General features: G+C 54.2%; 21 protein-coding genes and 2 tRNA genes. 9 read left to right on the top strand and 14 right to left on the bottom strand.

What is annotated here, in order from left to right:
* Positions 1-97: 97 nt before the first annotated feature.
* Entirely contained in the window at positions 98-1,294 is a 1,197-nt protein-coding gene (locus IM265_RS12580; RefSeq protein WP_193031468.1) for a hypothetical protein, read from the top strand.
* Here IM265_RS12580 and IM265_RS12575 read toward each other — a convergent pair.
* From IM265_RS12575 to IM265_RS12560, 4 genes are all read right to left on the bottom strand, one after another.
* The gene (locus IM265_RS12575) at positions 1,257-1,784 is read right to left on the bottom strand and encodes a cytochrome b (protein ID WP_028015621.1); all 528 of its coding nucleotides are present in this window, start codon (positions 1,782-1,784) and stop codon (positions 1,257-1,259) included. The two genes, IM265_RS12580 and IM265_RS12575, sit on opposite strands and share 38 nt — an antisense overlap.
* Before the next feature lie 63 nt (positions 1,785-1,847).
* Positions 1,848-3,449, bottom strand: coding sequence for a glycosyl hydrolase family 18 protein (locus IM265_RS22155; RefSeq protein ID WP_274621476.1), 1,602 nt, complete (start codon positions 3,447-3,449; stop codon positions 1,848-1,850).
* A gap of 148 nt (positions 3,450-3,597) precedes the next feature.
* On the bottom strand, positions 3,598-4,077 hold the full coding sequence (locus tag IM265_RS12565) for a hypothetical protein (protein ID WP_126296587.1): 480 nt from the start codon (positions 4,075-4,077) through the stop codon (positions 3,598-3,600).
* Complete coding sequence (locus IM265_RS12560) at positions 4,047-4,787, bottom strand: helix-turn-helix domain-containing protein (RefSeq protein ID WP_041911167.1); 741 nt, start codon at positions 4,785-4,787, stop codon at positions 4,047-4,049. The genes IM265_RS12565 and IM265_RS12560 overlap by 31 nt, the downstream gene beginning before the upstream one ends.
* Positions 4,788-5,323: 536 nt before the next feature.
* Here IM265_RS12560 and IM265_RS12555 point away from each other — a divergent pair.
* The 3 genes from IM265_RS12555 to IM265_RS12545 all read left to right on the top strand — a co-directional run bounded on the left by IM265_RS12555 (position 5,324) and on the right by IM265_RS12545 (position 10,026).
* The gene (locus tag IM265_RS12555; RefSeq protein ID WP_028015617.1) at positions 5,324-5,920 is read left to right on the top strand and encodes a response regulator transcription factor; all 597 of its coding nucleotides are present in this window, start codon (positions 5,324-5,326) and stop codon (positions 5,918-5,920) included.
* 2 nt (positions 5,921-5,922) lie between these two features.
* A complete protein-coding gene (locus tag IM265_RS12550) occupies positions 5,923-9,255 on the top strand; it encodes an ATP-binding protein (RefSeq protein ID WP_192979338.1) in 3,333 nt (1,110 codons plus the stop codon).
* 84 nt (positions 9,256-9,339) lie between these two features.
* Positions 9,340-10,026 carry a response regulator transcription factor gene (locus IM265_RS12545; protein WP_041911170.1) on the top strand — a complete coding sequence of 229 codons (687 nt, stop codon included), beginning with the start codon at positions 9,340-9,342 and terminating at the stop codon, positions 10,024-10,026.
* 78 nt (positions 10,027-10,104) lie between these two features.
* Here the strand turns inward: IM265_RS12545 and IM265_RS12540 are convergent, their stop codons facing one another.
* Positions 10,105-12,051: a TonB-dependent copper receptor gene (locus IM265_RS12540; protein WP_192979339.1), complete on the bottom strand. Its 1,947-nt coding sequence runs from the start codon at positions 12,049-12,051 to the stop codon at positions 10,105-10,107.
* Between the two features lie 144 nt (positions 12,052-12,195).
* On the bottom strand, positions 12,196-13,110 hold the full coding sequence (locus IM265_RS12535) for a LysR family transcriptional regulator (protein WP_192979340.1): 915 nt from the start codon (positions 13,108-13,110) through the stop codon (positions 12,196-12,198).
* 101 nt (positions 13,111-13,211) lie between these two features.
* On the opposite strand from IM265_RS12535, the gene IM265_RS12530 reads away from it, so the two are divergent.
* Complete coding sequence (locus tag IM265_RS12530) at positions 13,212-14,144, top strand: DMT family transporter (RefSeq protein WP_063155415.1); 933 nt, start codon at positions 13,212-13,214, stop codon at positions 14,142-14,144.
* A gap of 37 nt (positions 14,145-14,181) precedes the next feature.
* Here IM265_RS12530 and IM265_RS12525 read toward each other — a convergent pair.
* Positions 14,182-14,258: transfer RNA gene (locus tag IM265_RS12525), tRNA-Asp, on the bottom strand.
* Positions 14,259-14,390: 132 nt separating this feature from the next.
* A complete protein-coding gene (gene dnaQ, locus IM265_RS12520; protein WP_028015611.1) occupies positions 14,391-15,122 on the bottom strand; it encodes a DNA polymerase III subunit epsilon in 732 nt (243 codons plus the stop codon).
* A gap of 64 nt (positions 15,123-15,186) precedes the next feature.
* Between dnaQ and rnhA the strand changes: the two genes are divergently transcribed.
* The gene (gene rnhA / locus IM265_RS12515; RefSeq protein ID WP_028015610.1) at positions 15,187-15,654 is read left to right on the top strand and encodes a ribonuclease HI; all 468 of its coding nucleotides are present in this window, start codon (positions 15,187-15,189) and stop codon (positions 15,652-15,654) included.
* On the opposite strand, the gene IM265_RS12510 is transcribed toward rnhA, so the two are convergent.
* A complete protein-coding gene (locus IM265_RS12510) occupies positions 15,655-16,371 on the bottom strand; it encodes a class I SAM-dependent methyltransferase (protein WP_028015609.1) in 717 nt (238 codons plus the stop codon). It lies immediately after the preceding gene.
* Positions 16,372-16,403: 32 nt separating this feature from the next.
* Between IM265_RS12510 and gloB the strand changes: the two genes are divergently transcribed.
* Both gloB and mltD read left to right on the top strand, forming a co-directional pair.
* Positions 16,404-17,162, top strand: coding sequence for a hydroxyacylglutathione hydrolase (gene gloB / locus IM265_RS12505; protein ID WP_059357725.1), 759 nt, complete (start codon positions 16,404-16,406; stop codon positions 17,160-17,162).
* A 68-nt stretch (positions 17,163-17,230) separates the two neighbouring features.
* Entirely contained in the window at positions 17,231-18,595 is a 1,365-nt protein-coding gene (mltD, locus tag IM265_RS12500; protein ID WP_041911175.1) for a murein transglycosylase D, read from the top strand.
* Positions 18,596-18,647: 52 nt separating this feature from the next.
* On the opposite strand, the gene IM265_RS12495 is transcribed toward mltD, so the two are convergent.
* The 3 genes from IM265_RS12495 to IM265_RS12485 all read right to left on the bottom strand — a co-directional run bounded on the left by IM265_RS12495 (position 18,648) and on the right by IM265_RS12485 (position 21,609).
* A complete protein-coding gene (locus IM265_RS12495; protein WP_048960747.1) occupies positions 18,648-19,421 on the bottom strand; it encodes a class I SAM-dependent methyltransferase in 774 nt (257 codons plus the stop codon).
* Between the two features lie 75 nt (positions 19,422-19,496).
* The gene (locus tag IM265_RS12490; protein ID WP_028015605.1) at positions 19,497-20,297 is read right to left on the bottom strand and encodes an endonuclease/exonuclease/phosphatase family protein; all 801 of its coding nucleotides are present in this window, start codon (positions 20,295-20,297) and stop codon (positions 19,497-19,499) included.
* A gap of 136 nt (positions 20,298-20,433) precedes the next feature.
* Complete coding sequence (locus IM265_RS12485; RefSeq protein ID WP_193031470.1) at positions 20,434-21,609, bottom strand: MFS transporter; 1,176 nt, start codon at positions 21,607-21,609, stop codon at positions 20,434-20,436.
* A gap of 104 nt (positions 21,610-21,713) precedes the next feature.
* Here IM265_RS12485 and yafC point away from each other — a divergent pair, with 104 nt between their 5' ends.
* On the top strand, positions 21,714-22,619 hold the full coding sequence (gene yafC, locus IM265_RS12480; protein WP_041911177.1) for a DNA-binding transcriptional regulator YafC: 906 nt from the start codon (positions 21,714-21,716) through the stop codon (positions 22,617-22,619).
* A gap of 28 nt (positions 22,620-22,647) precedes the next feature.
* On the opposite strand, the gene dkgB is transcribed toward yafC, so the two are convergent.
* Positions 22,648-23,451 (bottom strand): 2,5-didehydrogluconate reductase DkgB, encoded by an 804-nt coding sequence (gene dkgB / locus IM265_RS12475; RefSeq protein WP_193031472.1) that lies wholly within the window; start codon positions 23,449-23,451, stop codon positions 22,648-22,650.
* A 160-nt stretch (positions 23,452-23,611) separates the two neighbouring features.
* Positions 23,612-23,688 (bottom strand) — tRNA-Asp (locus tag IM265_RS12470).
* Positions 23,689-23,706 lie beyond the last annotated feature (18 nt).

The raw sequence follows: 23,706 nt of genomic DNA, 5'->3' as shown, positions 1-23,706 counted from the left end.
ATACCTGAATAACGCTGAATGCCTCAGTGGGAGAACAACGCTGATTACCAATATTATCCGCTGGCTGGCCTTTTCGGGTCTCTATATCCTGCTGGCATTGCTGAGCTTTCATACGCGGGATAGCTGGAGCCTCTCCACCACGCTCTGGCTCCCGGCGCCGCTGCTTTTCGCCGCGTTATGGCTGACGGCCCCGCGAGAGTGGCCGCTGTGGCTGGCTACCGCGGGCTTGCTGCATGTGTTTGCTGGCGTCTGGATAGGCCGCCCGCTCGCGCTGGCGTGCCTGTTCGCCCTCTTCGACGTCGCGATATTTCCGCTGTGCGTCGCCGTCTTTCGTCTGAACGCGCAACTGCCTGCGCTGCGTTTTGCGCGCAGGCCGATTATTGGTGAACTGATCTACCCCCTGCAGTTAATCTTCAGCATTTTTTGCGGCAGCCTGCTGCTTAATCTGGCGCTGTTACTCTCAGGGTATCCGATTGCGCCTCTGCATTTTTTTTCCTGGGTGCTGGCGGCATTAACCGGCATTCTCGCCATCCTGCCGCTGCTGCGTGAGAGCAAAATGCCGTCGCACCCGCGGTTTAACGGGCGGGAAGCTCTGCTCCTTGCCGCGAATACCCTGGTGCTGATAACGGGGTACTTTTTCCTGCCACCGCTCTGGCAGGGGCTAAACCTGCTGCTGGTGCAAACGACGGTGGTTTTACTGAGCGTGTTTGCGCTCTCCGGACGCGGCGTTGGCGCTCTGCTGCTTATTCAATACCTGATTGTGGTGCTGGCGACCCAGCAGCGGGAAGGGATTTTTTACACGCTAACGCCCGATCTCATCCCCGCAATCTGGCAGGCGCAGTGGTACCTGGTATTTTCGGCGATTTTTGCCAACTGTTTATATCAGTACCGCCGCTGGATCCAACAGCAACAGGCGCTCGCGGCCAGCACCAGTGCCATCATTATTCGCCTGTCGCAGACGGGTTCTTGCGTCGTGTTTCGCCTCTCGATGCCAGAGGAGGAGATCCACTGGCAAGGCAGTACGGAAGCGCTGTTCCCTGATGAGGAAAAGACGCTGAGCACCCTGACGCTACTGGACGCACACTGCGATACGCCGTTCCTGCCCGGTTTTCGCGCCTGGTACTCACAGCAACGTGAAAGCAGCTTTGCCCGGGAAGTTGTTCTGCAAACGCTGCACGGAAGGCAGATGCGCGGGATGGTGATGTTTCACAGGATTGGCAATACCGCGCATCTGATGGGGGGAGTGAGCCTCTTTCTCACAGCATCCGCTGCAGAATCTCCCGCTGCCCGCTAAAGGTGTATTTCAACACCGCCGCGACATGCCCAAGCAGAATCACACCCAGCAGAATGCAGCTATAACGATGCACCTGGAAGAAAAACGCATTCACTTCGGCGATGGCAATCGGGCGGGAAACCGGCACCAGACCAAACAGGTTGTAGTCTTTTTGCAGCATCAAAAAACCGCTAACCAGCACCACCATAATGGTGAGATAAAACAGCTCATGAATAAACACCACCAGCTGTTTTTTACGCCCGGCTACCGTTGCCGGATAGGGCACCGAAGGGCGGAAGAAACGCCAGACGAAGCGCACCATCATGATAGGCGTGGCGATGGTACCCAGCGACATATTCAGCACGGAGAAAAAGGTAAACCAGCGGGTTCCTTCCAGCGCGTGCAGAATATAGCCCATGCACATCGCGTAGATAATGACGGCTGCGACCACCCAGTGCAGAAGGCGAGAAAACCGATCGTAACGTTTGGCAATAACCAGAGAAGTTTGCATAGTCGTTGTCCTGTAAAACAAAAAGCACGGCTCCCTGCGAAGCCATGCTGTTTAAAAAAGAGGTTATTCAGCTACCCACAAGTTGCGGGCCCGATCCGGCGACCAATGGCTGGCACCTGTATGGCCAATCTGACAGCGGTAAACGTTGCCCTCATAGAGCACTTTATCCCCTACGGCATAGAGTTTGCCCGGCGTGAATGGGGTAACGTCGCCGCCCTGGCCGCCCTCTTCGCCTCCGCCATCGTCATTATCGGGCACGGTAACGTTGACCGGCTGGCTCGGCGTAGCGAAGTTGTTGGCTGCATCATAGGCGATGACCGTATAGCGATAGCTCATGCCAGGCTGGGTTTGGGTGTCGGTAAAGTTGAGTTCATGGGTATCACCGATCTTTTCCAGACCGCGCCAGATGGCATACCCCGCCACGCCCGTATTATCCTTAGCTGGCAGCCAGCTGAGCGAAACATCCTGCCCCTTCAGCGTGGCTTGCACGCCCTGCACCTGTGTTGGCGCCTGAGTATCCGTTTCGTCGCCCCCATCCGGCAGACTGCCGTCAAGGATGCTCTGGTAGCGGTTCAGAAATTCATAGCCGTAATGTTGACCATTTTTAGTGTTGCCATTGTCCCAGTTCACTGACCAGGTCATGAGCCCTTTTACCGCTTCATTTTTCGCTTCCAGTCGCGAAAGTGCGTTAAAGACACTCTGCGCGTCTCGTACATAGCCGGTTCCTGCCGCATCCGGGTTGGCCGGAAGACCAATCACCAGCTTGTTCGCCGGGATCTTCACATAACCACGCGTCCCGTTTGCCAGGCTGTCGGTGAGATAGTAAAGGAAAAGCTCTTTTTGACGGTCGCTATAGCCCTTCCCCCATTCCTGCGGCAGCCACCATTCACCGACTTCGTCCTTCTCCTCCTGCGTCATCATATTCACGCCGTCGCCCGCCTGGTTGTAATACTGTGGAGCGATAAAGTCATACACGCCCTCAAGATTTTGCAGGTAGGCTTTGTAGTTGACCCCGCGATCGGCCTGGAGATAGGGGAACTCTGGCGCCATGCTAATGATGAAGTGTTTGCCCTGCTGCTGATAATGGTCGCGCACCATTTTCAGCGCCGCCGGGATCACCGTACTGTTGTCAGCCGCGGTAATGGCCGTCTGCTCCAGGTCGATATCAAGACCATCAAAACCATAGCGATCGGTCAGGCGAATAATCTCCGCTGCAAACGCTTCAGTCTGGTCTTTGTTCAGTGCAATGTGCGCGTCAGCGCCGCCCAGTGAAATCAACACCGCGCGCCCCTGCTCGTTCAGCTCTGCAACCTGAGCGCGGAACTCCTCATCGCTCGCGTTGTAGGGTTTGAAGGTGGGGATATTCCCGCTCTGCCCATCCATAACTTTCATGAAGGAGACGTTGACGACGTTGTAGCCTCTCGGCACTTCACGCAGCGACATATCAGAAGGTAAGCCTCCCTGATAGCCGCGCGCTTTGTCTATCTCTTCCGGGTTAATTCCCCAGTTGTGCCAATAACCTACGAGAATTTTTTTCTGACTGATATCCGGCATCTGTGAGGCGGCGTCGGTTGCGGCCGCATGGCTAAACGTGCTGACCAGCATTCCGCTTAACGCCAGGCCTGCGGCAATAGCGCTCAGAGATATTTTATTTTTCTTTAACATGGGAGATATCCTGCTCCAGGTTTAATAATGAAATCCTGTCCCGCAAGATAGGATATTCATCTTCCTGAAAACAGGAGAACAGCTCACTACAGCAGCAGATTTAAAACTCACCAGCCTGGATATGTCTTATAATAAAATTATCGTGAGATTATTTATACTCACACATTGCTACCCAGTTATCATTAATTTTCATCAGCCAGCTATCTTTATTAATCGGCTTGAATAACAGGTTAATATACTGACCATCTTCACTTATCAGAAAGGTCTTCTCCGGCAGCTGATCGCCAACGGCAATTTTTAATTCTGCCACCCGGCCATTGATGACGTTTCCCTTTTGTGTCACCGATTTTAACTGCAGGGTTCGGTTGAATACCCGGTTACCGGCCTCATCGGTTTTTACACCAAATAGCGTTAGCCTGTGGAGTTTAGGCCACCAGGTGATCACACCATTAAACTGGTAATGCTGCAAGCTTTCATCAATAAATTTACCATTACGTATGACGCTGCTGCAGGGCTCGGCGGGCACTTTTCTGCTCTCCAGGTAGTTGCTGGTCAGGTAAGCCAGCGCGCCACCCAGCGAAACGCTGATGCAAACCATCAATATGACGAATAGTATTCGTAACCGCATTTTCCCTCCTGAGATAGTTCGCCTTCACATTGCGCAACAAACACTTTTGGACCGTTCGACGCGATGTACACGTTATTGATGCCCGCCGGCAGGGCATGCCGCTTTCTCGCCAGCGCCTGCCGATCGACACTGCGCAGCGAAGAGAGATGAAACATGACGCCATCTACGTAGAGATTTTCCTGAAACGCCTGCGGCGTGTCGGCCGTGCAGACCACCACCAGCGTTGGAAGGATAATCAACAAGCTGCACAGCGCCGCCAGCAGAGTCCCGTATTGACGTGAGGGAGTTTTCATTGACTCCGCCGTGATAGCAGGCAACGACGGGCAATCGACGGGAGTGGGAGAAGACGCGTTATCAGGCTCTTCTGGCGGCGGGCAAGCGACCTCACTGTCCTGCGTTTCGCAGGGTGCCAGTACTACACCATAACGGGGAATGGTTTTAATGATCGAGCCCGGCAGGCCGGCATTTTGCAGCTTGCGGCGGAGCATTTTTATAAGCTGGTGATAGCTGGATTCGCTAACAATCATGCCCTGGTTAAGCCAGATCTCTTCAAATATGGTCTCTTTTTTACATTTGCCGCTGAGGATCAACTCCAGCAAACGACGCTCGTTGGGCGTCAGATGTATATCACCATGATCCACGGTTGCCAGAGATGATTTTTCCGGTACGAACGTTACTGACGCTGAAAGAGAGATTTCTTCGTTATTCACGGGTAGGTCCTGGATAATAAAATTACAGCGTTTACATTGTTATGACGAAAAAGCGCAGGTATTAACAGTTACATGTCTGTTATCTAATTCGGGCACAAATTAACAACATATCCTTATAAATGATAGTACCTTCGCTCTTTGCGCTATTTCCCGTCCTGATTTTTCCACAACCAATTCATGATTTCAGAAAGTTTATTCTGAGTAACGCCTGAGTAACACCTGATATCCAACCTGAACAATAAGGAATTCCTTTCCGTACCTGAGAAATATCGCCCTCCATGCCGCTATTTCGCGATAAATAACAAACCATTCAGCTGCTCCGGAAAAAATCTCTATCATAGAATGTGAAAACGTCGTTACTTTACCTTTCGGTTTTCCATCAGGATCGGCTGATGCCCCCCAGCAACTATACAGCCCACCACTTTTTAGCTACTCTTTTTCACCTCACTCTGCTCTACACTGTAAGAGTGATGCTAAAGCGCCATTCGCTAAGATGTGCGGTGAACACCTGTCTTTTCCTTGCCGGATCGGATGTCATGCTAAAAACAGTTCTGATTGCCGACGACCACCCTGTCTATTTATTAGGCTTGCGCACATTGCTGCAGACGCGCCCGGACCTTTATCGGGTCGTTCACGAAGCGCTCAGTGCTGATGAACTCATGAATAAACTGGCGAGCGAGCCTGTCGATATCATCATCACCGACCTGAGTATGCCCGGCACGCGCAGCCCGGACGGATTAACCATGATCCGCTCGCTGATTCGCCATTATCCGCAGAGCATGATTGTGGTGGTCACCATGATCACCAATCCTGAGCTTCTGGACTCGCTGCGGCGCAGCGGGGTGCATGCCGTTCTCAACAAAGCCAGTTTGTCCAACAATCTGCTGCAGACGCTGCGCAGCACCCTGCGGGGGCAAATCGAACCGGTGAAGCCTCAGGCACAGTTGACCGAACGGGAAACAGAAGTGCTGCGCCTGCTGGTGCGCGGTTTCACCGTAAACGAGATCAGCGCCCAGCTTAACCGGACGAAGCAGACCATCAGTACGCAAAAAAAGAGTGCCATGAGCAAACTCAACGCCAGGAATGATTTCGAGCTGCTCCAGTGCGCGCAAAGTCTGGGGCTGGTTAGCTGAGCATGCGCAGAGGCTGGCTGGCGACATTATTTATCCTCATGCTGATAAGCGGGCACGCGGCGGCTGGCACGCTGCGCGTGGGCCTGCTGAGCGCCGCGCCGCCTTTTCTCGTAATCGATCGGCCGCCGGGCATTCTGGATGATGAACTCAGCATATTGTTTAGCAATACGACGCTGCCGGACGTCCAGCGTTTTAGCGACCCGGCAACAGCGCTGGATGCGTTGAAGCGAAAGCGCATCGATGTGTTAATTGCCGCCCGGCGTCCTGCAGCCGATCTGGTCGCCAGCGAGCCAATGTTCGCTTTCCCGCTGGCGTCCCTGAGCATAAAAGAGGGACACGGCGGTACACTGTGCTTTCCGGAATTACCGTCAGAGGTCGCGACCCGCTGCTCTGCGACGGGTTCAGCCTCTCCGGGAGAAAACGTCAGGCAGCTGGCAGCAGGGAAAGCGCGGGAATTCATCGCCCCGGAGTTTGTTTTACGTAACTGGCTGATCCACTCCCCCGCCACCACGCTGACCCTGACGCCGCTGGACGATACTCCCCCGCTACATTTTCGTGCCTGGGCTCTGCCTGAGCAGGCAAACACGCTGGAAATCTTCAACGAGCGTATTCACACCCTTAACCCGGAAGATGCTGAATGGCTGGAACAAAAGTGGCTTTTGCCGGACGGCAGCGTCTTTGACGCCCGCCATTCCCCCGTGAAGGAAAATGCGCCCAAAATCACGCTGCACGTTTTGCTTCCCGCTATTTCGCCGCCAATGGTCACGCTCACGCCTGACGGGCATATTCAGGGGGTATGGCGCGATCTGCTGCTCAATCTGTTTCCGTCCAACCTGTATAGCCTGACCTTCAACCTTGATGCGCCCCCGCTTCAGTATGCGGAGAACACGTTGCGCATAGTCGCCAGCGCGACGCCACCGTCAAAGAGTGCCATCACGTTTGACTCACTGAGCTGGGCCCTGCTCAGTGAGGACAGCAACCCGCTTTCCGGCTCCTTGTCCGCATTACAGCATAAGCGGATTGCCGTCATACGCATCTCTCCGCTCGTCACGTTATTGCGTCAGGCGTTACCTGCGGATAACCTGGTGCTGGTTAACTCGCTCGATCAGGGTTTTGAATTGCTCAAAGCCGGAGGCGCGGACGGGCTTGCGGGCGATGCGTTTATACTCCATCACCTGCTGCGCCAGCATAACGCCAGCAATCTGTCGCTGACGCCGCTGGCGCTGCCGGAAGTGCCGCTATGGTTTGTACCAAATATTTCTGACCCGGCGGATGCCAAAAGGGTGAATGCGGTCATGGCGTCCGTAACGCAGGCTGATATCTACGCGAGCCTTAACCTGTCGCAGGCCGTACAGACGACACCCACCGCCCCGGTGCAATCGCTATGGCTGGTCATGCTCGCCGTGGTGGCGATTTGCGCAGCATTCGTCGCCCTGCTGACCTTTAGCGCCGCGCAGAGCCAGCGACGCCAGCGCGAGCGGGACACGGCAGAGCTGCACAACGCGCTCTCACTCTGGCAAACTCTGATGAACAATGTCCCGGTGCCGCTGTTTGTCTGCGATCCGTCCGGGCGGCTGACGCGCTATAACGACTCCTTTATTCACTCACCGTTACTCACGGCACTACCCGAAGAGGGCGCCCCCTTTTCCAGCCTGCCTTTGGGCGAGCTTGCCCAACAGTTTACGTTGCCGCATCGCCTCTCGCTGCTCCATGCCGCGTCGCCGTTAACGGGTGAAACCACCCAGAACAATTCCACCCTTTACTGGTGGCTTTGCCGCTATACCGATACGCGGGGGCGGCCTCAGGGCGTGGTCGGAGGCTGGATCGATATCACTGAAAAAGCCGCGCTGACAGCTGCGCTCAATCAGGCGCTGGCGCAGGCGGAGCAGGCCAGCACTGAAAAATCGAACTTCCTCGCCCGCATGAGCCATGACATTCGTACCCCGCTCAACGCCATGCTGGGCCTGCTTGAGATGGAGCGCGACAAAAGCGAGTCCCTCAACATCGCCTGGCAGGCAGCCGGGTCATTGCGCGACGTGATTGGCGGCGTACTGGATTTGTCGCGCATTGAAGCAGGCGAGTTAAGGCTGGAGCCACAGGCCTGGCCCCTGTGGCAGACGCTTAACGCCAGCGCGGAGATTTTTGCCAGCAGCGCCAACGCTAAAGGTCTCCACTGGCGCAGCGAGTTGAACGTGCCGCACGACGGCTGGTTCCTGTTCGATAAAGCACGGCTGAATCAGATCATCGCTAATCTGTTGGGCAACGCCATTAAATATACGCCGCAGGGAGAAATTGTTTTTCACGCCGAGCTCAACGGTGAACATTTGCAGCTGTTGATTCGCGACACTGGCATCGGTATCCCGGCCGATGCCCTTCCACACCTCGGCCAGCCGTGGTTTCAGACTGACAGCAGCACGCCGCAAAGCAGCGGGCTGGGGCTGGCGATCTGTTACCAGTTAGTCGAGCTGATGGGAGGCGTGCTGACGATAGCCAGCGAAGCGGGGAGCGGTACGCAGGTGACGGTGAGCATACCGCTCCATGTCGCCAGCCCGGCGGCAACGGCCGATGAGACACCTGTAATAACCCCACTGCCACCGCATCGCATCATGATCGTTGACGATTTTCCGGCAAACCTGACGGTGTTAGCGCTCCAGCTGCAGGAGCTGGGTCAGGAGGTTATTCCTTGCGCCAGCGCTGGCGAAGCGCTTGCGCACCTGGAAAACGAGCCGGTGGATATCCTGATAACCGACTGCCAGATGGCCCTCATGGACGGCTATCAACTCACATCGTTAATACTCCTGCGCGATATTGCCGGCAGCATCACCGCGCCGGCCGCGATTCTCGGTTACACCGCCAGCGCGCTGCAGAGTGAGGACGATCGGGCAAAACATGCCGGAATGGACGCGTTATTGCGAAAACCGCTCTCCCTCAATGCCCTGCATCAGGCGCTGGCGCAGCAATACAGCCTGCGCAATCAGGGGCCTGACCTCAGCGAACTCCGGCGTCTGGCCAACGGTCAACCGGAGATCATGACCCTGATGCGCCAGCAAATGCGCGAAGCCATTACCCTTGATATTCGACAGCTACGGGAAAACACCCCGTCACCGCAAACGCTAAGCCAGCTCGCGCATCGTCTGAAGGCCTCCTGGAGCCTTTTTGCCATGCACAACGCCACCCGCACCTGTCAGGCAATTGAAGTGTTGCCGGAGATGCTGGCGGCAGGGATCATAACGGCTGAAGCCCTGCCTGCGCTGACATCGCGTTTCTGCGCGCGCATGGAAGCCAATCTGCAGCAACTTGATACCGCACTGAAGGAATTATCTGACAAGTACTAAAGAATGCTCTGCATAGGATCTGTATCTTTCTGGTCATCCGGCGGCGTTATCCCTACCGTCACCCACATTTTCGAAGGAGAAACCATGAAAGTCCGTATCGCTATTGCCGATGAGCACACCATTATCCGTCGTGGCGTCTTATCCATGATCACCAATATGCCCTCTCTTTTCAGCGACGGCTCACCCCGCCCGGAGTTTTGCATTCAGGGCGATACCGCAACGCCATCTGAGCTGCTTTCACTGCTATCCCAACAGCCTGTCGACATTCTGTTCCTTGGCTTTTCTCTTGCCACCAGCCAAACCGTTAACCCGCTCAACGGAATGGACGGCGTATTGCTGATTAAATGGCTCAGCCGTAAATATCCGCAGCTTAAAATCATTGTGCTTTCACCCTACAAGAACACGCAGCTTATCCGCATGTCGCTGGAGGCAGGCGCCAAAGCCTATATTAGTCGGGACACCTGTGAGAAAACCCTGAGCAGAACGCTGACGTCAGTGATCAATGGGGAAGTTTATATTGAGCGCGAGCTGATGCATTCCCTGTTCCAGACCGGCGCACAAACGGAGCAAGAGCTCTCGCCCCGTGAAATTGATGTGTTGCGTATGCTCTGCAAAGGGATGAGTCTGACAGAGATCGCCAGACAGCTGCATTTGAGTAATAAAACCGTCAGCGCCCATAAGCTGCGCGCGATGGAAAAACTGGGGGTAAACAGCGACTGTCAGCTCTATTGCCTGCTGGCGAAAACGCAAATGTTCGATATTGCTATCTGACATAAAAAAACCGCCTGTAAACAGGCGGTAGAGGCAAACGTACGCCTCAACGGTCGCTCTCAGCAATGACGCTCAGGATCAAAAATGGTATGTCATCGCCAGCCACCAGACGCGCCCCGGTTCAGGGATTTGCTGATTTGCGGCGTATCCGAACTGGCTGGCGCCCGCCAGGTTGAGGTGCTCGCTGTAGTATTTATTGAACAGATTCTCAATACCCACGCGGGACTCAAAATGGTCGTTAAATGTGTAGCCCGCGCTCCACGAAAGCACACCAAACCCCGCGCTCGGGCCGAGATCCTGGCCGGTGACGTTACCTTTGTTTTGCGCCACGCGATGCTGCGGCGCAACCACACGCCAGAGTAATCCGGTGCGCCACTGTTGCCCGGTATAGTCCAGCGCCAGCCGCCCTTCGAGCGGCGGCATCTGCGGCAGCGGCTGTTTATCGCTACGATTCTCGCCCCAGGCGTAGCTCAGGCTTCCCGTCAGTGCCAAGTTGGGCGTCAGGCTCCAGCTTGCGCCCGTCTCCGCGCCCATTACGGCGGCATTGATGTTGCTGGCCTGCGACGGCGTGCGGCTATAATCAAACAAAATGTAATCGGTAGTTCGCCCGACATAGGCCGATGCCCAGGCGCTAACCTTGTCGCCGTGTAACTGCACGCCGCTATCCCATTGCAGGGTCTTTTCTGTTTTCAGCTGACGAAAGCTTTGTTCTCCAGCCTTGCCGGAAAATAGCTCCCAGTAATCAGGAAAACGTTCGGTATAACCGATGCCGCTATAAAGCATGACGGGTGCGTCAGGTACGCGATACTCATAGCGCGTGAATACGCCGGGCAGGAGGTCGTGCCGGGAGCTATTTTGCGCGCTGCGCCGATCGTCCGCGCGAATGCTATCCAGTCTCGCACCCACGATGACCGTATCGTCCGCCGTAATGGACTGGCGCCATTCGCTAAACAGACCCGCCTGGGTAAAACGGGCATCGTCACGCCACGATCCAGCGCTTTTTTTACGGTGACTTTTACGCATTACGTCCGCGCCGGCGGTAAGCGTGGTGGTTTCATCTTCCCACACGCCGGCAAGGCGGCTGCCCATCACCACGCCGCCAACTTCAGACTTACGCTTCGGTCCAACGGGCTGACGCAGGCTGTAGTTATCCATGATGTGGTCAGTATCATTGGCATAGAGCTGCCAGCTAAGTTTGCTGACGTGCTCGCTCAGGTGATATTTCTCCAGTTTTAGCGCCGCGCTTTTACGGGCAAAACGGCTACCATCCATCATCCGACCCGCATAGCGGGCTTTACCGTCGCTGGCTCCCACGCTTAGCTCCGCCAGCGTGTCCTCATCAGGCGTGAGCCCAACCGTGACGCCACTGTTCCATCTGCGCCACAGGCCCGGCACGCGATTGCCATGACCATCCCGGTAGTCATCCGCCTCCGAATGATTACCGTCCAGGCGGACGTAGCCACGCGGGTCGCCAAACGCGAGATTAAGGTTTTGATCCGCGCGTCCGTTAGCGCCCCGCAGCAGCTCAGCGCTGCCTTTTAGCTCAGGTACGCTGAAATAGTCCGGCTGGCGTTCAAAAAGCAATGTTCCGGCGGACCCCATTGGCCCCCAGAGCACGCTTTGTGGGCCTTTGATGACGGTTATCGTGTCGTAACTTTGCGGAGTGATATAGGCCGTTGGGGTATCCATGCGCGAGCCGCAGCCCCCCTGTGTGCTGACGCCGTCTGCAAGCAACGTCAGCCGGGAACCGAACATCCCGCGCAACACCGGATCGCCGTTACTCCCGCCGCTGCGCAGCACGGAAAAACCCGGGATGTTTTTTAGCGCGCCCGCACCGTCGCTGGCAGGCAATTGTTGTGCTGGAGTATGAGCCGGAGCGATAAATGACGCGGGATCGCGATAATACCCCTCAACGGTCATCGACTCTTCAGCGTATGCCGGCAAAGCGGTGGCACAGCAGAGAACCAACAAGAGTGGACGGGAGGCGAGCAGGGAACGAATACCGCTCGCGGTGATACCAGACATAGCACAATTCCGTTTCGGTAAAGAAAATAAGCAAGGCGCTTATTGTCTTCATCCCCAGCAGCGGAATACACGACCTGCGGGCAAGAAGGCCCTCAGGGAAATCAGGAAATATCTGGCGGATAACGGAAATCTCAGGGACGCAGTTCAGCGCGCTTCGCCCAGGCGTGCCGTTTGCTGTCGTAAAAAATCCATCAACCGCAAACAGGCCGGCGAAAGCGGCTGCCCGACGTTTTTGACGATGCCCACATCCATATAGGTAATGCAGTCGTCAATGGTGCGCCGGATCACTCGCTGACCGCCGAGCGCCCACGGGCGATAGACCAGATCGGATAAAATCGTCACCCCCTTTCCCTGCGCGACCAGACTTCGAATCGCCTCAAAGGAGTTGGTGCGAAAATGAATGTCAGGATGGCAGCCCCTGCTTTGCCAGTAGTCGGATATCACATCGGGATAATCGTCCGTCACCAGCAACAGAAATGGCACCTTTTCCACATCCTTTAACCGAAGCTCCGGCACGCTGAGAAGAGGATGGCCGATGGCGGTCCATAACCGGCGCGGCGAACGGATCCACGTTTCGACCTCAAGCGTACTATCGTGGCTGATATTGGAGGTCAGCAAAAGACAAAAATCGAGATCTCCCTGACGCAAGGCCTGAAGCAGCTGCGATGCGGGCGCCTCATTAAATGCCGTCTCCAGCAGCGGAAAACGCTGCGCGATATCGCCCCAGAGATTGGGCAGCAGATAAGCGGAAAGGGTTTCGGCAATGCCGATGCGCACGACGCCGTTAATCGCCTCAGGCTGCTGATGGAGATCCTCCACCGCCGCGCGGCTATCGTGGAGGATCTTGCGGGCATGATTGAGAAATCGCTCGCCGACGGGAGTTAACTGGATCCCTTTTGCATGACGGATAAAGAGAGGGGCATTCACCGCCTCCTCCAGGTTGCGCATAGAGACCGTCATGGAAGATTGCGATATATGACAACGGCTGGCCGCTTTGGAAATTTGTAATGTTTCCGCTAACGCAATGTAGAACTCAAGTTGCCTGAGAGTAAACTTCATAGTTTCAGCCAATACCGTGAGATGAAAATATTATATTAGCATTTAATTCTGCACCGGCAGTACTCTAAAGGCAGACAAAATGTTTATTATCAGGAGCCTCTATGCCCTATTTTTTACTCAGTCTCGCGGCCTGTTTTTGGGGGGGTAATTATGTCGTCGGTCATTTACTGGTGGCGCATGCAGACCCGATTATATTATCCGCCGCACGCTGGATAATTACGGCTCTTCTTTTATCGATGCTTTATATCAGACAGATTCGCGTCCAGTGGCCGATGATGAAAAAGGCGAAAGGTACGATCATATTTCTTGCGCTGTGCGGACAGGTTATGTTCCCACTCACGCTGTATATCGGTCTGCAATATACTTCATCTCTTAATGCAGCTATTTATTTATCTACAACGCCTGCCCTGGTTTTATTGATAAATAAGCTGGTCTTTAAAGAGCAAATATCAGTACAGAATATTGCTGGCGTTGTTCTCAGTTCATTGGGCGTCGTCTGGCTGGTCATGCAGGGCGATCTGCTGCATCTGGATACGCTTAAAAATCTGAATCGCGGCGATATCTGGACCATGGGCTCTGCCGCCAGCTGGGCCGTTTATTGTGCTTTCTTGCGGATGAAGCCGAAAAGCGTCGGTGGGAATGTCTTTGTGGCCGTGAGCGCGGTCCTCGGTGCCCTGGTGTTGTTACCGGTACTGGCGATATCGTTGATAAAGACCGGCTTACCTGAGTGGACGGCCTATACCGCACCGGGCTTTTTAAGCGGGCTGATGTACCTGGTAGTCTTTCCTTCCTGGCTCTCTTACCTGCTGTGGAATAAAGGCATTGCGGCTATCGGTGCAACCCGCGGGGAGATTTATTCCCACCTTATTCCGCTGAGCGGCGGTCTGTTCAGCGTGATGTTCCTGCACGTTACGTTGCACTCGTATCATCTGGTCAGCACGGTACTGATTCTGTTTGGCATTGCCCTCTGCTCTCGCGCCTCGCAAAGGAAAGTCGCGAAGATCGAACGCGCAGACGAAAAAGTACAGATATGAAAAAGGCCCACGTTATAAATAACGTGGGCCTGAATAGTGGCGGAACGGACGGGACTCGAACCCGCGACCCCCTGCGTGACAGGCAGGTATTCTAACCGACTGAACTACCGCTCCACTGTTCCCGCTTGGGGAACGAGGCGCATATTACGGTGTGCCTCCGATCTCGTCAACGCTTTTTCTCACGTTTTGAATCGTTTGCTGCAAAATTCACCCAACCGATGATTTTACAGGCATTGTGGCGTTTTTTCAGGCGCGCCACATACAGCTTCCGCCCTTCTTCTGCACCAGGTCGAGGCGGGATTCATGGTTAAGTAGCTCTTCATCACTGGCTAAAACAACCCGCAAGCGGCTTGCCTGACGGACAACGCGCTGAATGCCCGCTTCGCCCTGCGTCTGCTGTGACTCATTTTCCATGCTGAACTTCATCGACGTCTGTCCGCCGGTCATTGCCAGATAGACGTCGGCCAGGATCTGGGCATCGAGCAATGCCCCGTGCAGCGTTCGCTTGGTGTTGTCTATTTCGTAACGTGAACAGAGCGCATCGAGGCTGTTACGCTTGCCGGGAAACATCTTCCTCGCCAGCGCCAGGCTATCGGTCACTTTGCAAAAGGTGTTTGTTTTCGGAATATCGCGATGGAGCTTACTAAACTCATAGTCCATAAAGCCGATATCGAACGAGGCGTTATGGATGATGAGTTCGGCGCCTTTGATGTATTCCAGAAACTCGTCTGCCACCTCTCCAAAGGTCGGTTTATCCAGCAAGAACTCATCGGCAATACCGTGAACGCCGAACGCCTCTGGATCCACCAGCCGATCGGGTTTGAGATACACATGGAAGTTGTTCCCCGTGAGACGACGGTTCACCACTTCAACGGCACCGATCTCAATGATCTTATGCCCTTCGTAGTGCGCGCCGATCTGGTTCATACCGGTGGTTTCGGTATCGAGGACAATCTGGCGAGTAATTGCAGTGCTCATAGCGGTCATTTATGTCAGACTTATCGTTTAACTGAACGTTTCAAATACAGGAAGTCTACCAGAGATGCGTAAACAGGTAGAAATTTTCACCGATGGATCTTGTCTCGGCAACCCAGGGCCCGGCGGCTACGGCGCGATTATGCGCTATCGCCAGCATGAAAAAACTTTTAGCGAAGGCTATTTCCTGACCACCAACAACCGTATGGAGTTGATGGCGGCCATTGTGGCGCTGGAAGCCTTAAAAGAACACTGCGACGTGGTGCTCAGTACCGACAGCCAGTACGTGCGCCAGGGTATCACCCAGTGGATCCACAACTGGAAAAAACGCGGCTGGAAAACTGCGGATAAAAAGCCGGTTAAAAATGTCGATCTCTGGAAGCGGCTGGATGCGGCATTAGGTCAGCACCAAATAAAATGGGAATGGGTAAAAGGGCATGCTGGTCACCCTGAGAACGAACGCTGCGACGAACTGGCGCGCGCGGCGGCTTTAAACCCGGCCCATGAGGATGCAGGCTACCAGCCTGAATCCTGATCAGGGCTTTCTGTACTGCCGCGTTGCGCCAACGGTCTGCCGGATAGGCGTTTTCGATTTGCTCTGCTTCATCGGGTTAAGCGTAAGGGGGATAGTTCGCTTACGCGCGACGATAAACTGCATGCAGCCTAAGGCGGGCAAATGCGTGCTTAACAACACTCCCCCCTTCCGCGCCCACGGCAGTACCTGAAAACCGCCGTAGCAGAGCACTTCAAAGTTCAGCAGTGAAAGCCAGTCGAGCTGGCGCATCATGGTGAACATTCGGCTGTTATAGGGTGGCGTTCGGCGCAGCACGGGCACCAGCTTGCGCAGCCCCATCAGACTCAGCGGATTGAATCCGCTGAGGATCAGCCAGCCGTCATCAATCAGAACGCGATCGGCTTCACGCAGCATACGGTGAGGATCGCTGCACCAGGGCAACGCGTGTGCAAGAAGGCATGCATCAACGGATTTCTCTGCAAATGGCAGATGCAACGGGTCTGCCTTCACCTGAACCGGCGATCCGCCGAGAGAGACGTTAACCTGATGTGAGATAGCGCAGCTTTCGGTATTGATTTCCGCGCTGAGATTGCCAATCTTAAGCAGGTGAAAGCCATACATTTTCGCGAGCCAGGGCTTCAGCTGCTGCTCCAGTGCCTCGCGATAGTATTCACCCCAGGGCAATTCCGCCCAACGTTCCGGTGCTGCGACAGTCTGAGGTATCCTTGCCGGTTTCATCAAAACACCCGCCACGCTATAAGAGGTAATGTATGAATCTTATCAGTATTCCCGCTTTTGAGGACAATTACATCTGGGTTTTGGTCGATGACGATCGTCGATGCGTCATTGTCGATCCCGGCGAATCCGCCCCTGTACTGCGCGCCATAAATGATAACGGCTGGCAGCCTGACGCCATTCTGTTGACGCATCATCATAACGATCATACTGGCGGCGTGCAGGAACTGCGCGCCCAATTTCCGCATCTTGTGGTGTACGGACCGGCTGAGACACAAAATAAGGGAACGACGCAAGTAGTCGAAGAAGGCGAAAATATCCTCATCCACGAGTGGGAGTTTTCCGTATTTGCTACACCGGGTCACACTTTGGGACATCTGTGTTTCTACAGCAAACCTTATCTTTTTTGTGGCGACACCTTGTTCTCTGGCGGCTGCGGAAGACTGTTTGAAGGTACACCGGAACAGATGTATCAGTCTTTACAAAAGATTAGTGCGTTACCGGATGATACCCTTATTTGTTGCGCCCATGAGTATACATTAGGAAATATGAAGTTTGCTGCAAGCCTCTTACCTGAGGATCGGGCGATTCAGGATTATTATCACAAAGTGAAGGAGTTACGTGCAAAAAACCAAAATACACTGCCCGTAATTCTGAAAAATGAGCGCCAGATTAATTTATTTTTACGAACAGATGATATTGATTTAATTAATAAAATTAACCAAGAAACAAATTTGCAACAACCAGAACAGCGATTTGCATGGTTAAGGTCAAAGAAAGATAACTTCAGATAAATGCGGGTTGCCTTTTCAAAATTTCGCCGTTATCATCGCTCGTCTTTTAAGCAACTATTGACACACACATGAAGGCAAAAGCGATATTACTCGCCTCTGTCCTGCTTGTAGGTTGCCAGTCGCAGAACGGCAGCAACGTACAACAGCACGCACAGAGCCTTTCTGCAGCTGGTCAAGGGGAAGCAGGGAAGTTTACAAGTTCGGCGCGCTGGATGGACGATGGGACATCTTTCGCGCAGGAGCAAGACTTGTGGACCTCTATTGGCGACGAGCTAAAGATGGGAATTCCGGAAAACAGCCGGATTCGCGAACAGAAACAGAAGTATTTAAGAAATAAGAGCTATCTCCACGATGTAACGTTACGGGCAGAGCCGTATATGTACTGGATAGCCGGGCAAGTTAAAAAACGTAACATGCCTATGGAGCTGGTACTCCTACCCATAGTGGAGAGCGCTTTTGACCCACACGCGACGTCTGGCGCCAATGCCGCAGGCATTTGGCAGATCATTCCGAGCACCGGGCGAAACTATGGTCTGAAACAGACCCGCAACTATGATGCGCGTCGCGATGTTGTCGCTTCAACGACAGCCGCTCTCGACATGATGCAACGTCTGAACAAGATGTTTGACGGCGACTGGCTGTTAACGGTCGCAGCGTATAACAGTGGCGAAGGTCGTGTACTGAAGGCAATGAAAGCGAATAAAGCACGGGGTAAATCCACCGATTTTTGGTCGCTCTCACTGCCACAGGAAACGAAGATTTACGTACCGAAGATGCTGGCCTTGAGCGATATTCTCAAGAACAGCAAGCGTTACGGTGTACAACTGCCAACACCAGACGAAAGTCGTGCACTGGCGCGCGTGCGCCTCAGCAATCCGGTTGATATTCAACAAGTTGCTGATATGACGGGTATGTCGGTAAGTAAATTGAAAACCTTTAATGCAGGCGTCAAAGGCTCGACGCTGGGGGCAAGCGGCCCGCAGTATGTGATGGTTCCGCAGAAACATGCGGCGCAGTTACGTGAGTCTTTAGCATCGGGTGAGATTGCCGCCGTTCAGTCAACGCTGATCGCCGATGCTTCATCCGTTAGCAGCCGCAGCTATAAGGTGCGTTCAGGGGATACCCTTTCAGGCATTGCCTCACGTCTTGGCGTGACGGCGAAAGATCTGCAGCAGTGGAATAATCTGCGCAGCTCTGGGCTGAAGGTGGGTCAGACACTGACGGTGGGTGCAGGTAACAGCGCACAGCGTCTCGCCAGCAACAGCGATAGCATCACCTATCGCGTGCGCAAAGGCGATTCACTGTCCAGTATCGCAAAACGACACGGCGTGAACATCAAAGATGTGATGCGCTGGAATAATGATACTGACAATCTGAAACCGGGCGACCAGCTGACGCTGTTTGTGAAGAACAGCGCCACGCCAGACTCCTGATAACACGATCGAAAGATAAAAAGGCACCGATTCCCCTCGGTGCCTTTTTTGTTTATCCCGCTTTTTGCGCTTCAGCCATGATGGTATCGCTCGTAAATGAGCCATCCGCCTGCAGTTCAAAGTACGCCTTCACCTCTGCGGACGCACTCTCCTGGTAAAGCCTAATCGCCTGGCTTAACGCCTCCGGGGTACGCATACGGGCTATCCAGGAGCTGAACTCCAGCGGTAAACGGTCTGTTATTAACGAGCGCGCAATCAGCCCGGCTTCAGTGATAAACGATAACCACTCCCCGCTGGCGTAGTTTTGCACGTGCGAGGTGTCGCGCAGCGCTTCGACCGTCTGCAGCCAGATATTACGCACCGGATGTCCGGGAGACATCACGTCCATAATGATGAAGGTGCCACCCGGCTTCAGAACACGTCTGACTTCGCGCAATGCCTGGCCGACGTCATGCCAGTGGTGTGCGGAATACCGGCTGATCGCGACATCAAACGACGCGTCATCAAACGGTAAAGACTCCGCATAGCCCTGCCGCGTATCTATATTTTTCAGCCCTTTCGCTTTCGCCGCCTCAGCAACGACGTCCAGCATCTGGCTCGATAAATCATATGCGGTAACGTGGGCTACCTGCTGCGCAGCCGTAAAGCTGGCGTGTCCTGCCCCACATCCCAGGTCCAGCACGTGCGCCTGCGGGAATGCCGCCAGACGTTCACCGAGACGCACCAGATCGCGACCTGAAGCATGCACGGCGCTGCTCAGATAAGCACTTGCCTGAGAACCAAACTGTTTTTCTACGTTGTCATGATGGGAGTGTGTTGTTGTCATCGTACTGTCCTTTGTTGGTTAAAAATAAAAGGGCAGCACCCGCGCGGCCTGCCCCACGGCAGACCTGACACACCATTATTTATCAGGTTTGCCGGGACTGAATTCAACGAGTAGAGGGTTGTGATCCGAAGCGCGCGTCACCAGAACGGAGGCGTCGTGCACGCTCAAACCGCGATAGAAGACAAAGTCGAGAGGACGACCAAAAGCTTTTTTACGCTGGTCATCACTGAAGCGAACTTCACGCAGCGACATTTCGCGCGCAAAGCGATACAGCGCATTCATGCGCGGACGGCTCCAGGCATTAAAATCGCCTGCCATGATGATGGGCCCGCTGTGATGCGCAATCTGATCGCCAATAGGAAGTAACTGCTTACTATACACATCCACGCCGAGGCTAAAGTTTACCGCGTGGATATTGACGACCATCAGCATACGGGTATCCGGCAGAGGATAGACCGTCACCAGCGCTGATTTCGCCAGACGCAGGATAGGTTCGCGCTCGCGGAGCGGGCAACAGTAGACCGGATGGGCAGCAGAAAGCGTCATTACGCCAGAGGGATGCTGCGGCAGAACAAATGCCGGCACCTGGTCGGCAGCAAGGTAATTCGTGGTGGCAAACCGTACCAGTTCAGGGGTAGTTTGCGCCTCCTGGAGCAGAACCAGGTGGGCATCTTTTCCAAAATTTTTGAGTACCGATAACCACTCCGCGCGCTGCTGCTTGAAGATATTCCAGACCAGAACCCGGATTTTATCATCGCTGCTTAACGGTGTGCCGGCGGGTAATGCCTGGCTTATGCTCGCAAACGACCCCGGAGGTAAGATCCTCTCCGCGGGCATTCCGGCAACATAACGCATGGCATAGGTATTTTTTCGCACTTTTGGAAACAGCCCCTGTAACATGAACCAGCCCTGAAAACGGACTGGTTCTAATGTTATAGGGACTTTAGGTCACACTTTCAACGCAATTTCTGAGAAACCGCTTTCCAGTTTTGTAAGCAAGCACTTACTGATGTTATCCCAGCGCTACGCGGGCTGGCTTATCGAGGCGTCCACTCAGGCCAATCAGCAGGAAGGCGACCAGGACAATCACCGCGCCAATCCATGGGGTCTGGGTTAATCCGAAGTGTTCGACGGTTTGTCCGCCAATAATGGAGCCCAGCGCGATACCAATATTAAAAGCGGCAATATTCAGACCGGATGCCACATCCACCGCATTCGGCGTATAGAGCTCGGCTTTCTGGACAACGTAAACCTGAAGCCCTGGCACATTACCGAAGGCGAAGATCCCCATCACCAGTACCGTGACCAGCGCGGCGTATTGCATTGAAGCCGTGAACTGGAAAATCATCAGCAGAACCACCAGGGCGGCGAAGATAAATTTCAGCGCCGGTACCGCACCATGCTTATCCGCAAGCTTACCGCCCCAGATATTGCCAATGGCCACAGAAATACCGTATCCCAGCAAAATCCAGCTCACGGCATTCGGGGAGAAGCCCGCCAGGTCCTGCATCATCGGTGCCAGGAAGGTGAAGGCAGTGAATACGCCGCCATAGCCCAGAGCCGTAACCGCATAGATGATAAGCAAACGCGGATGGGTAAGCACTTTCAGCTGATCGCGCAGGCTGGCGCTCGCCCGGCCTGGAATATTCGATGGTACCAGCAGCAGGCTAGTCACCAGAGCGATAACGCCCAGTAAGGAGACGGCCAGGAAAGTTTCACGCCAGCCGAAATGCTGTCCGATAAACGTTCCCAACGGTACGCCTGTGACCAGTGCGACGGTCAACCCACCGAACATGATCGCGATCGCTGAAGCCGCTTTCTCTTTGGGGACCAGGCTGGTTGCAATGGTGGAACCAATCGAGAAGAACACGCCGTGTGCCAGACCGGTCAGCAGGCGGGCAATCACCAGCGTGGTATAGTCCGGTGCCTGCCAGGCCAGAATGTTCCCGGTGGTAAACAGCACCATCAGCGCGACTAACAGCTGCTTACGCGGAAAACGTCCGGTCAGGGCCGTCAGCACTGGCGCGCCGACGGCAACGCCCAGGGCGTAGATGGACACCAGCAATCCGGCTGAGGGCAGCGAGATGGCAAGCTGGTTAGCGATGGTGGGAACCAGTCCCACGATAACAAATTCGGTCGTGCCAATTGCAAAGGCACTGATCGTCAGGGCAAGTAGCGCCAGTGGCATAAAATACTCCGTATCATCAGGATTAAGATGACAGGCAGTATGCGCCAGTGCTTAAATAACAAAAATGGTCAAAATATCAATAGAATTTTGCAGGTGGTGCAACAATGAAAGCAACGTCTGAAGAGCTGACAATCTTTGTCGCCGTCGTCGAAAGCGGCAGCTTTAGCCGCGCAGCCGAGCAGCTGGGACAGGCTAACTCGGCCATTAGCCGTTCGGTGAAAAAGCTGGAGATGAAGCTTGGGGTGAGTCTGCTCAACCGAACGACGCGGCAGCTCAGCCTGACGGAAGAAGGGGAACGTTATTTCCGCCGCGTGCAGTCGGTGCTGCAGGAGATGGCCGCAGCGGAGACGGAGATTATGGAAACCCGCAGCACGCCGCGCGGGTTGCTGCGCATTGATGCTGCCACGCCGGTTGTGCTTCATTTTCTGATGCCGTTAATCAAACCTTTCCGTGAACGCTATCCGGAGATGACGCTCTCTCTGGTCTCGTCCGAGACGTTTATTAACCTCATCGAGCGGAAAGTGGATGTGGCTATTCGGGCGGGAACCCTGACGGATTCCAGCCTGCGGGCCCGCCCGCTGTTTGCCAGCTACCGTAAAATTATCGCGTCGCCACAGTATATTGCTGAACATGGTAAACCGGAGACGGTTGAAGAACTGAAGCGGCATCTGTGCCTGGGCTTTACGGAGCCGGTGTCGCTGAACACCTGGCCTGTTGCCTGTCATGATGGCCAGCTTCATGAAATTACCTGCGGGTTATCGTCTAACAGCGGAGAAACGCTGAAGCAGCTTTGCCTGGAAGGGAATGGGATCGCCTGCTTGTCAGACTATATGATTGATAAAGAGATAGCGCGGGGTGAACTGGTAGAGCTAATGGCCGATAAACGTTTGCCGGTAGAGATGCCTTTCAGCGCGGTGTATTACAGCGACAGAGCGGTAAGCACGCGCATACGCGCCTTTATCGACTTCCTGAGCGAGCATATAAAAACAGCTCCCGGAGGAGCTGTGTGAGGGTTCGGGTTACAGAGGGAGGGTCTTATTAATCCCAGTCAGGGGCTAAACCTTCCGGGCTCACCAGGCGGTCGTTGCACTCCAGTGCTGCGATCGCTTTTTTATCATCGTCATCCAGATGAAGATCCAGCGCTAGCAGGTTGCTGGCCAGGTTTTCGCGCTTGGTTGATGATGGGATCACGGCATAGCCTTCACCCATTGCCCATGCCAGAATAACCTGCGCAGCAGTCGCGTTATGTTTCTCTGCGATACGGATAATTACCTCGTCTTTCAGAGCCTTACCGTAGGCCAGCGTCATGTAAGAGGTAATATGGATCCCGTGCTGTTTTGCCCAGTCCACGACTTTGCGGTTTTGCAGGTATGGAGACAGCTCGATCTGGTTGGTCGCAATATTCTCAGCGCCAACAGCGGCAATCGCCTTTTCCATCAGCGGGATGGTGAAGTTGGAAATACCAATTTCACGGGTCAGGCCCTGCTTTTTCGCTTCCAACAGCGCCTGCATGAACTCTTCCACAGAAACGGCATCGTTCGGTGACGGCCAGTGGATCAGCGTCAGATCGACATAGTCGGTACGCAGTTTCTTCAGGCTCTCTTTCAGGCTTGGAATGAGCTTGTCTTTGCTGAGGTTTTCGATCCAGATTTTGGTGGTGATGAACAGTTCATTACGCGGTACACCGCTCTCTTCAAGAGCCTGTCCAACGGCAGCTTCGTTTTCATAGATCTGTGCCGTATCAATTGCGCGATAGCCAAGTTCAAGAGCGCTTTTAACTGATGCGATAACTACGTCGTCTTTCAGGCGGAAAGTGCCAAGACCGAATGCAGGGAGAGTCATAATATTCCTCAATCGTTATGTTCGTTAACTGAGGACGATTATCGCTGGCGGTGTTATAGAGAAAAAGATCGTAAAACGCAGAGGATTTTTGCTAATTTCGCAATAATTAATCGTCAGATATGAAAAAAGCCCTGAGCGTTAACTCAGGGCTTTTAATAAGTGGCGGAACGGACGGGACTCGAACCCGCGACCCCCTGCGTGACAGGCAGGTATTCTAACCGACTGAACTACCGCTCCACCGAAGACTGCTTGTAA

The sequence above is a fragment of the Enterobacter cloacae complex sp. P17RS genome (assembly GCF_014895885.1).
Lineage (GTDB): Bacteria > Pseudomonadota > Gammaproteobacteria > Enterobacterales > Enterobacteriaceae > Enterobacter > Enterobacter bugandensis.
Note: the sequence above shows the minus strand (reverse complement) of the source record. Positions and strands in the feature narration are given on the sequence as shown.

Coding starts and splice junctions, on each gene's coding strand:
- IM265_RS12575 (WP_028015621.1), bottom strand. CDS start 1,784: ATGCAAACTTCTCTGGTTATTGCCAAACGTTACGATCGGTTTTCTCGC.
- IM265_RS22155 (WP_274621476.1), bottom strand. CDS start 3,449: ATGTTAAAGAAAAATAAAATATCTCTGAGCGCTATTGCCGCAGGCCTG.
- IM265_RS12565 (WP_126296587.1), bottom strand. CDS start 4,077: ATGCGGTTACGAATACTATTCGTCATATTGATGGTTTGCATCAGCGTT.
- IM265_RS12555 (WP_028015617.1), top strand. CDS start 5,324: ATGCTAAAAACAGTTCTGATTGCCGACGACCACCCTGTCTATTTATTA.
- IM265_RS12550 (WP_192979338.1), top strand. CDS start 5,923: ATGCGCAGAGGCTGGCTGGCGACATTATTTATCCTCATGCTGATAAGC.
- IM265_RS12545 (WP_041911170.1), top strand. CDS start 9,340: ATGAAAGTCCGTATCGCTATTGCCGATGAGCACACCATTATCCGTCGT.
- IM265_RS12540 (WP_192979339.1), bottom strand. CDS start 12,051: ATGTCTGGTATCACCGCGAGCGGTATTCGTTCCCTGCTCGCCTCCCGT.
- IM265_RS12535 (WP_192979340.1), bottom strand. CDS start 13,110: ATGAAGTTTACTCTCAGGCAACTTGAGTTCTACATTGCGTTAGCGGAA.
- IM265_RS12530 (WP_063155415.1), top strand. CDS start 13,212: ATGCCCTATTTTTTACTCAGTCTCGCGGCCTGTTTTTGGGGGGGTAAT.
- dnaQ (WP_028015611.1), bottom strand. CDS start 15,122: ATGAGCACTGCAATTACTCGCCAGATTGTCCTCGATACCGAAACCACC.
- rnhA (WP_028015610.1), top strand. CDS start 15,187: ATGCGTAAACAGGTAGAAATTTTCACCGATGGATCTTGTCTCGGCAAC.
- IM265_RS12510 (WP_028015609.1), bottom strand. CDS start 16,371: ATGAAACCGGCAAGGATACCTCAGACTGTCGCAGCACCGGAACGTTGG.
- gloB (WP_059357725.1), top strand. CDS start 16,404: ATGAATCTTATCAGTATTCCCGCTTTTGAGGACAATTACATCTGGGTT.
- mltD (WP_041911175.1), top strand. CDS start 17,231: ATGAAGGCAAAAGCGATATTACTCGCCTCTGTCCTGCTTGTAGGTTGC.
- IM265_RS12495 (WP_048960747.1), bottom strand. CDS start 19,421: ATGACAACAACACACTCCCATCATGACAACGTAGAAAAACAGTTTGGT.
- IM265_RS12485 (WP_193031470.1), bottom strand. CDS start 21,609: ATGCCACTGGCGCTACTTGCCCTGACGATCAGTGCCTTTGCAATTGGC.
- yafC (WP_041911177.1), top strand. CDS start 21,714: ATGAAAGCAACGTCTGAAGAGCTGACAATCTTTGTCGCCGTCGTCGAA.
- dkgB (WP_193031472.1), bottom strand. CDS start 23,451: ATGACTCTCCCTGCATTCGGTCTTGGCACTTTCCGCCTGAAAGACGAC.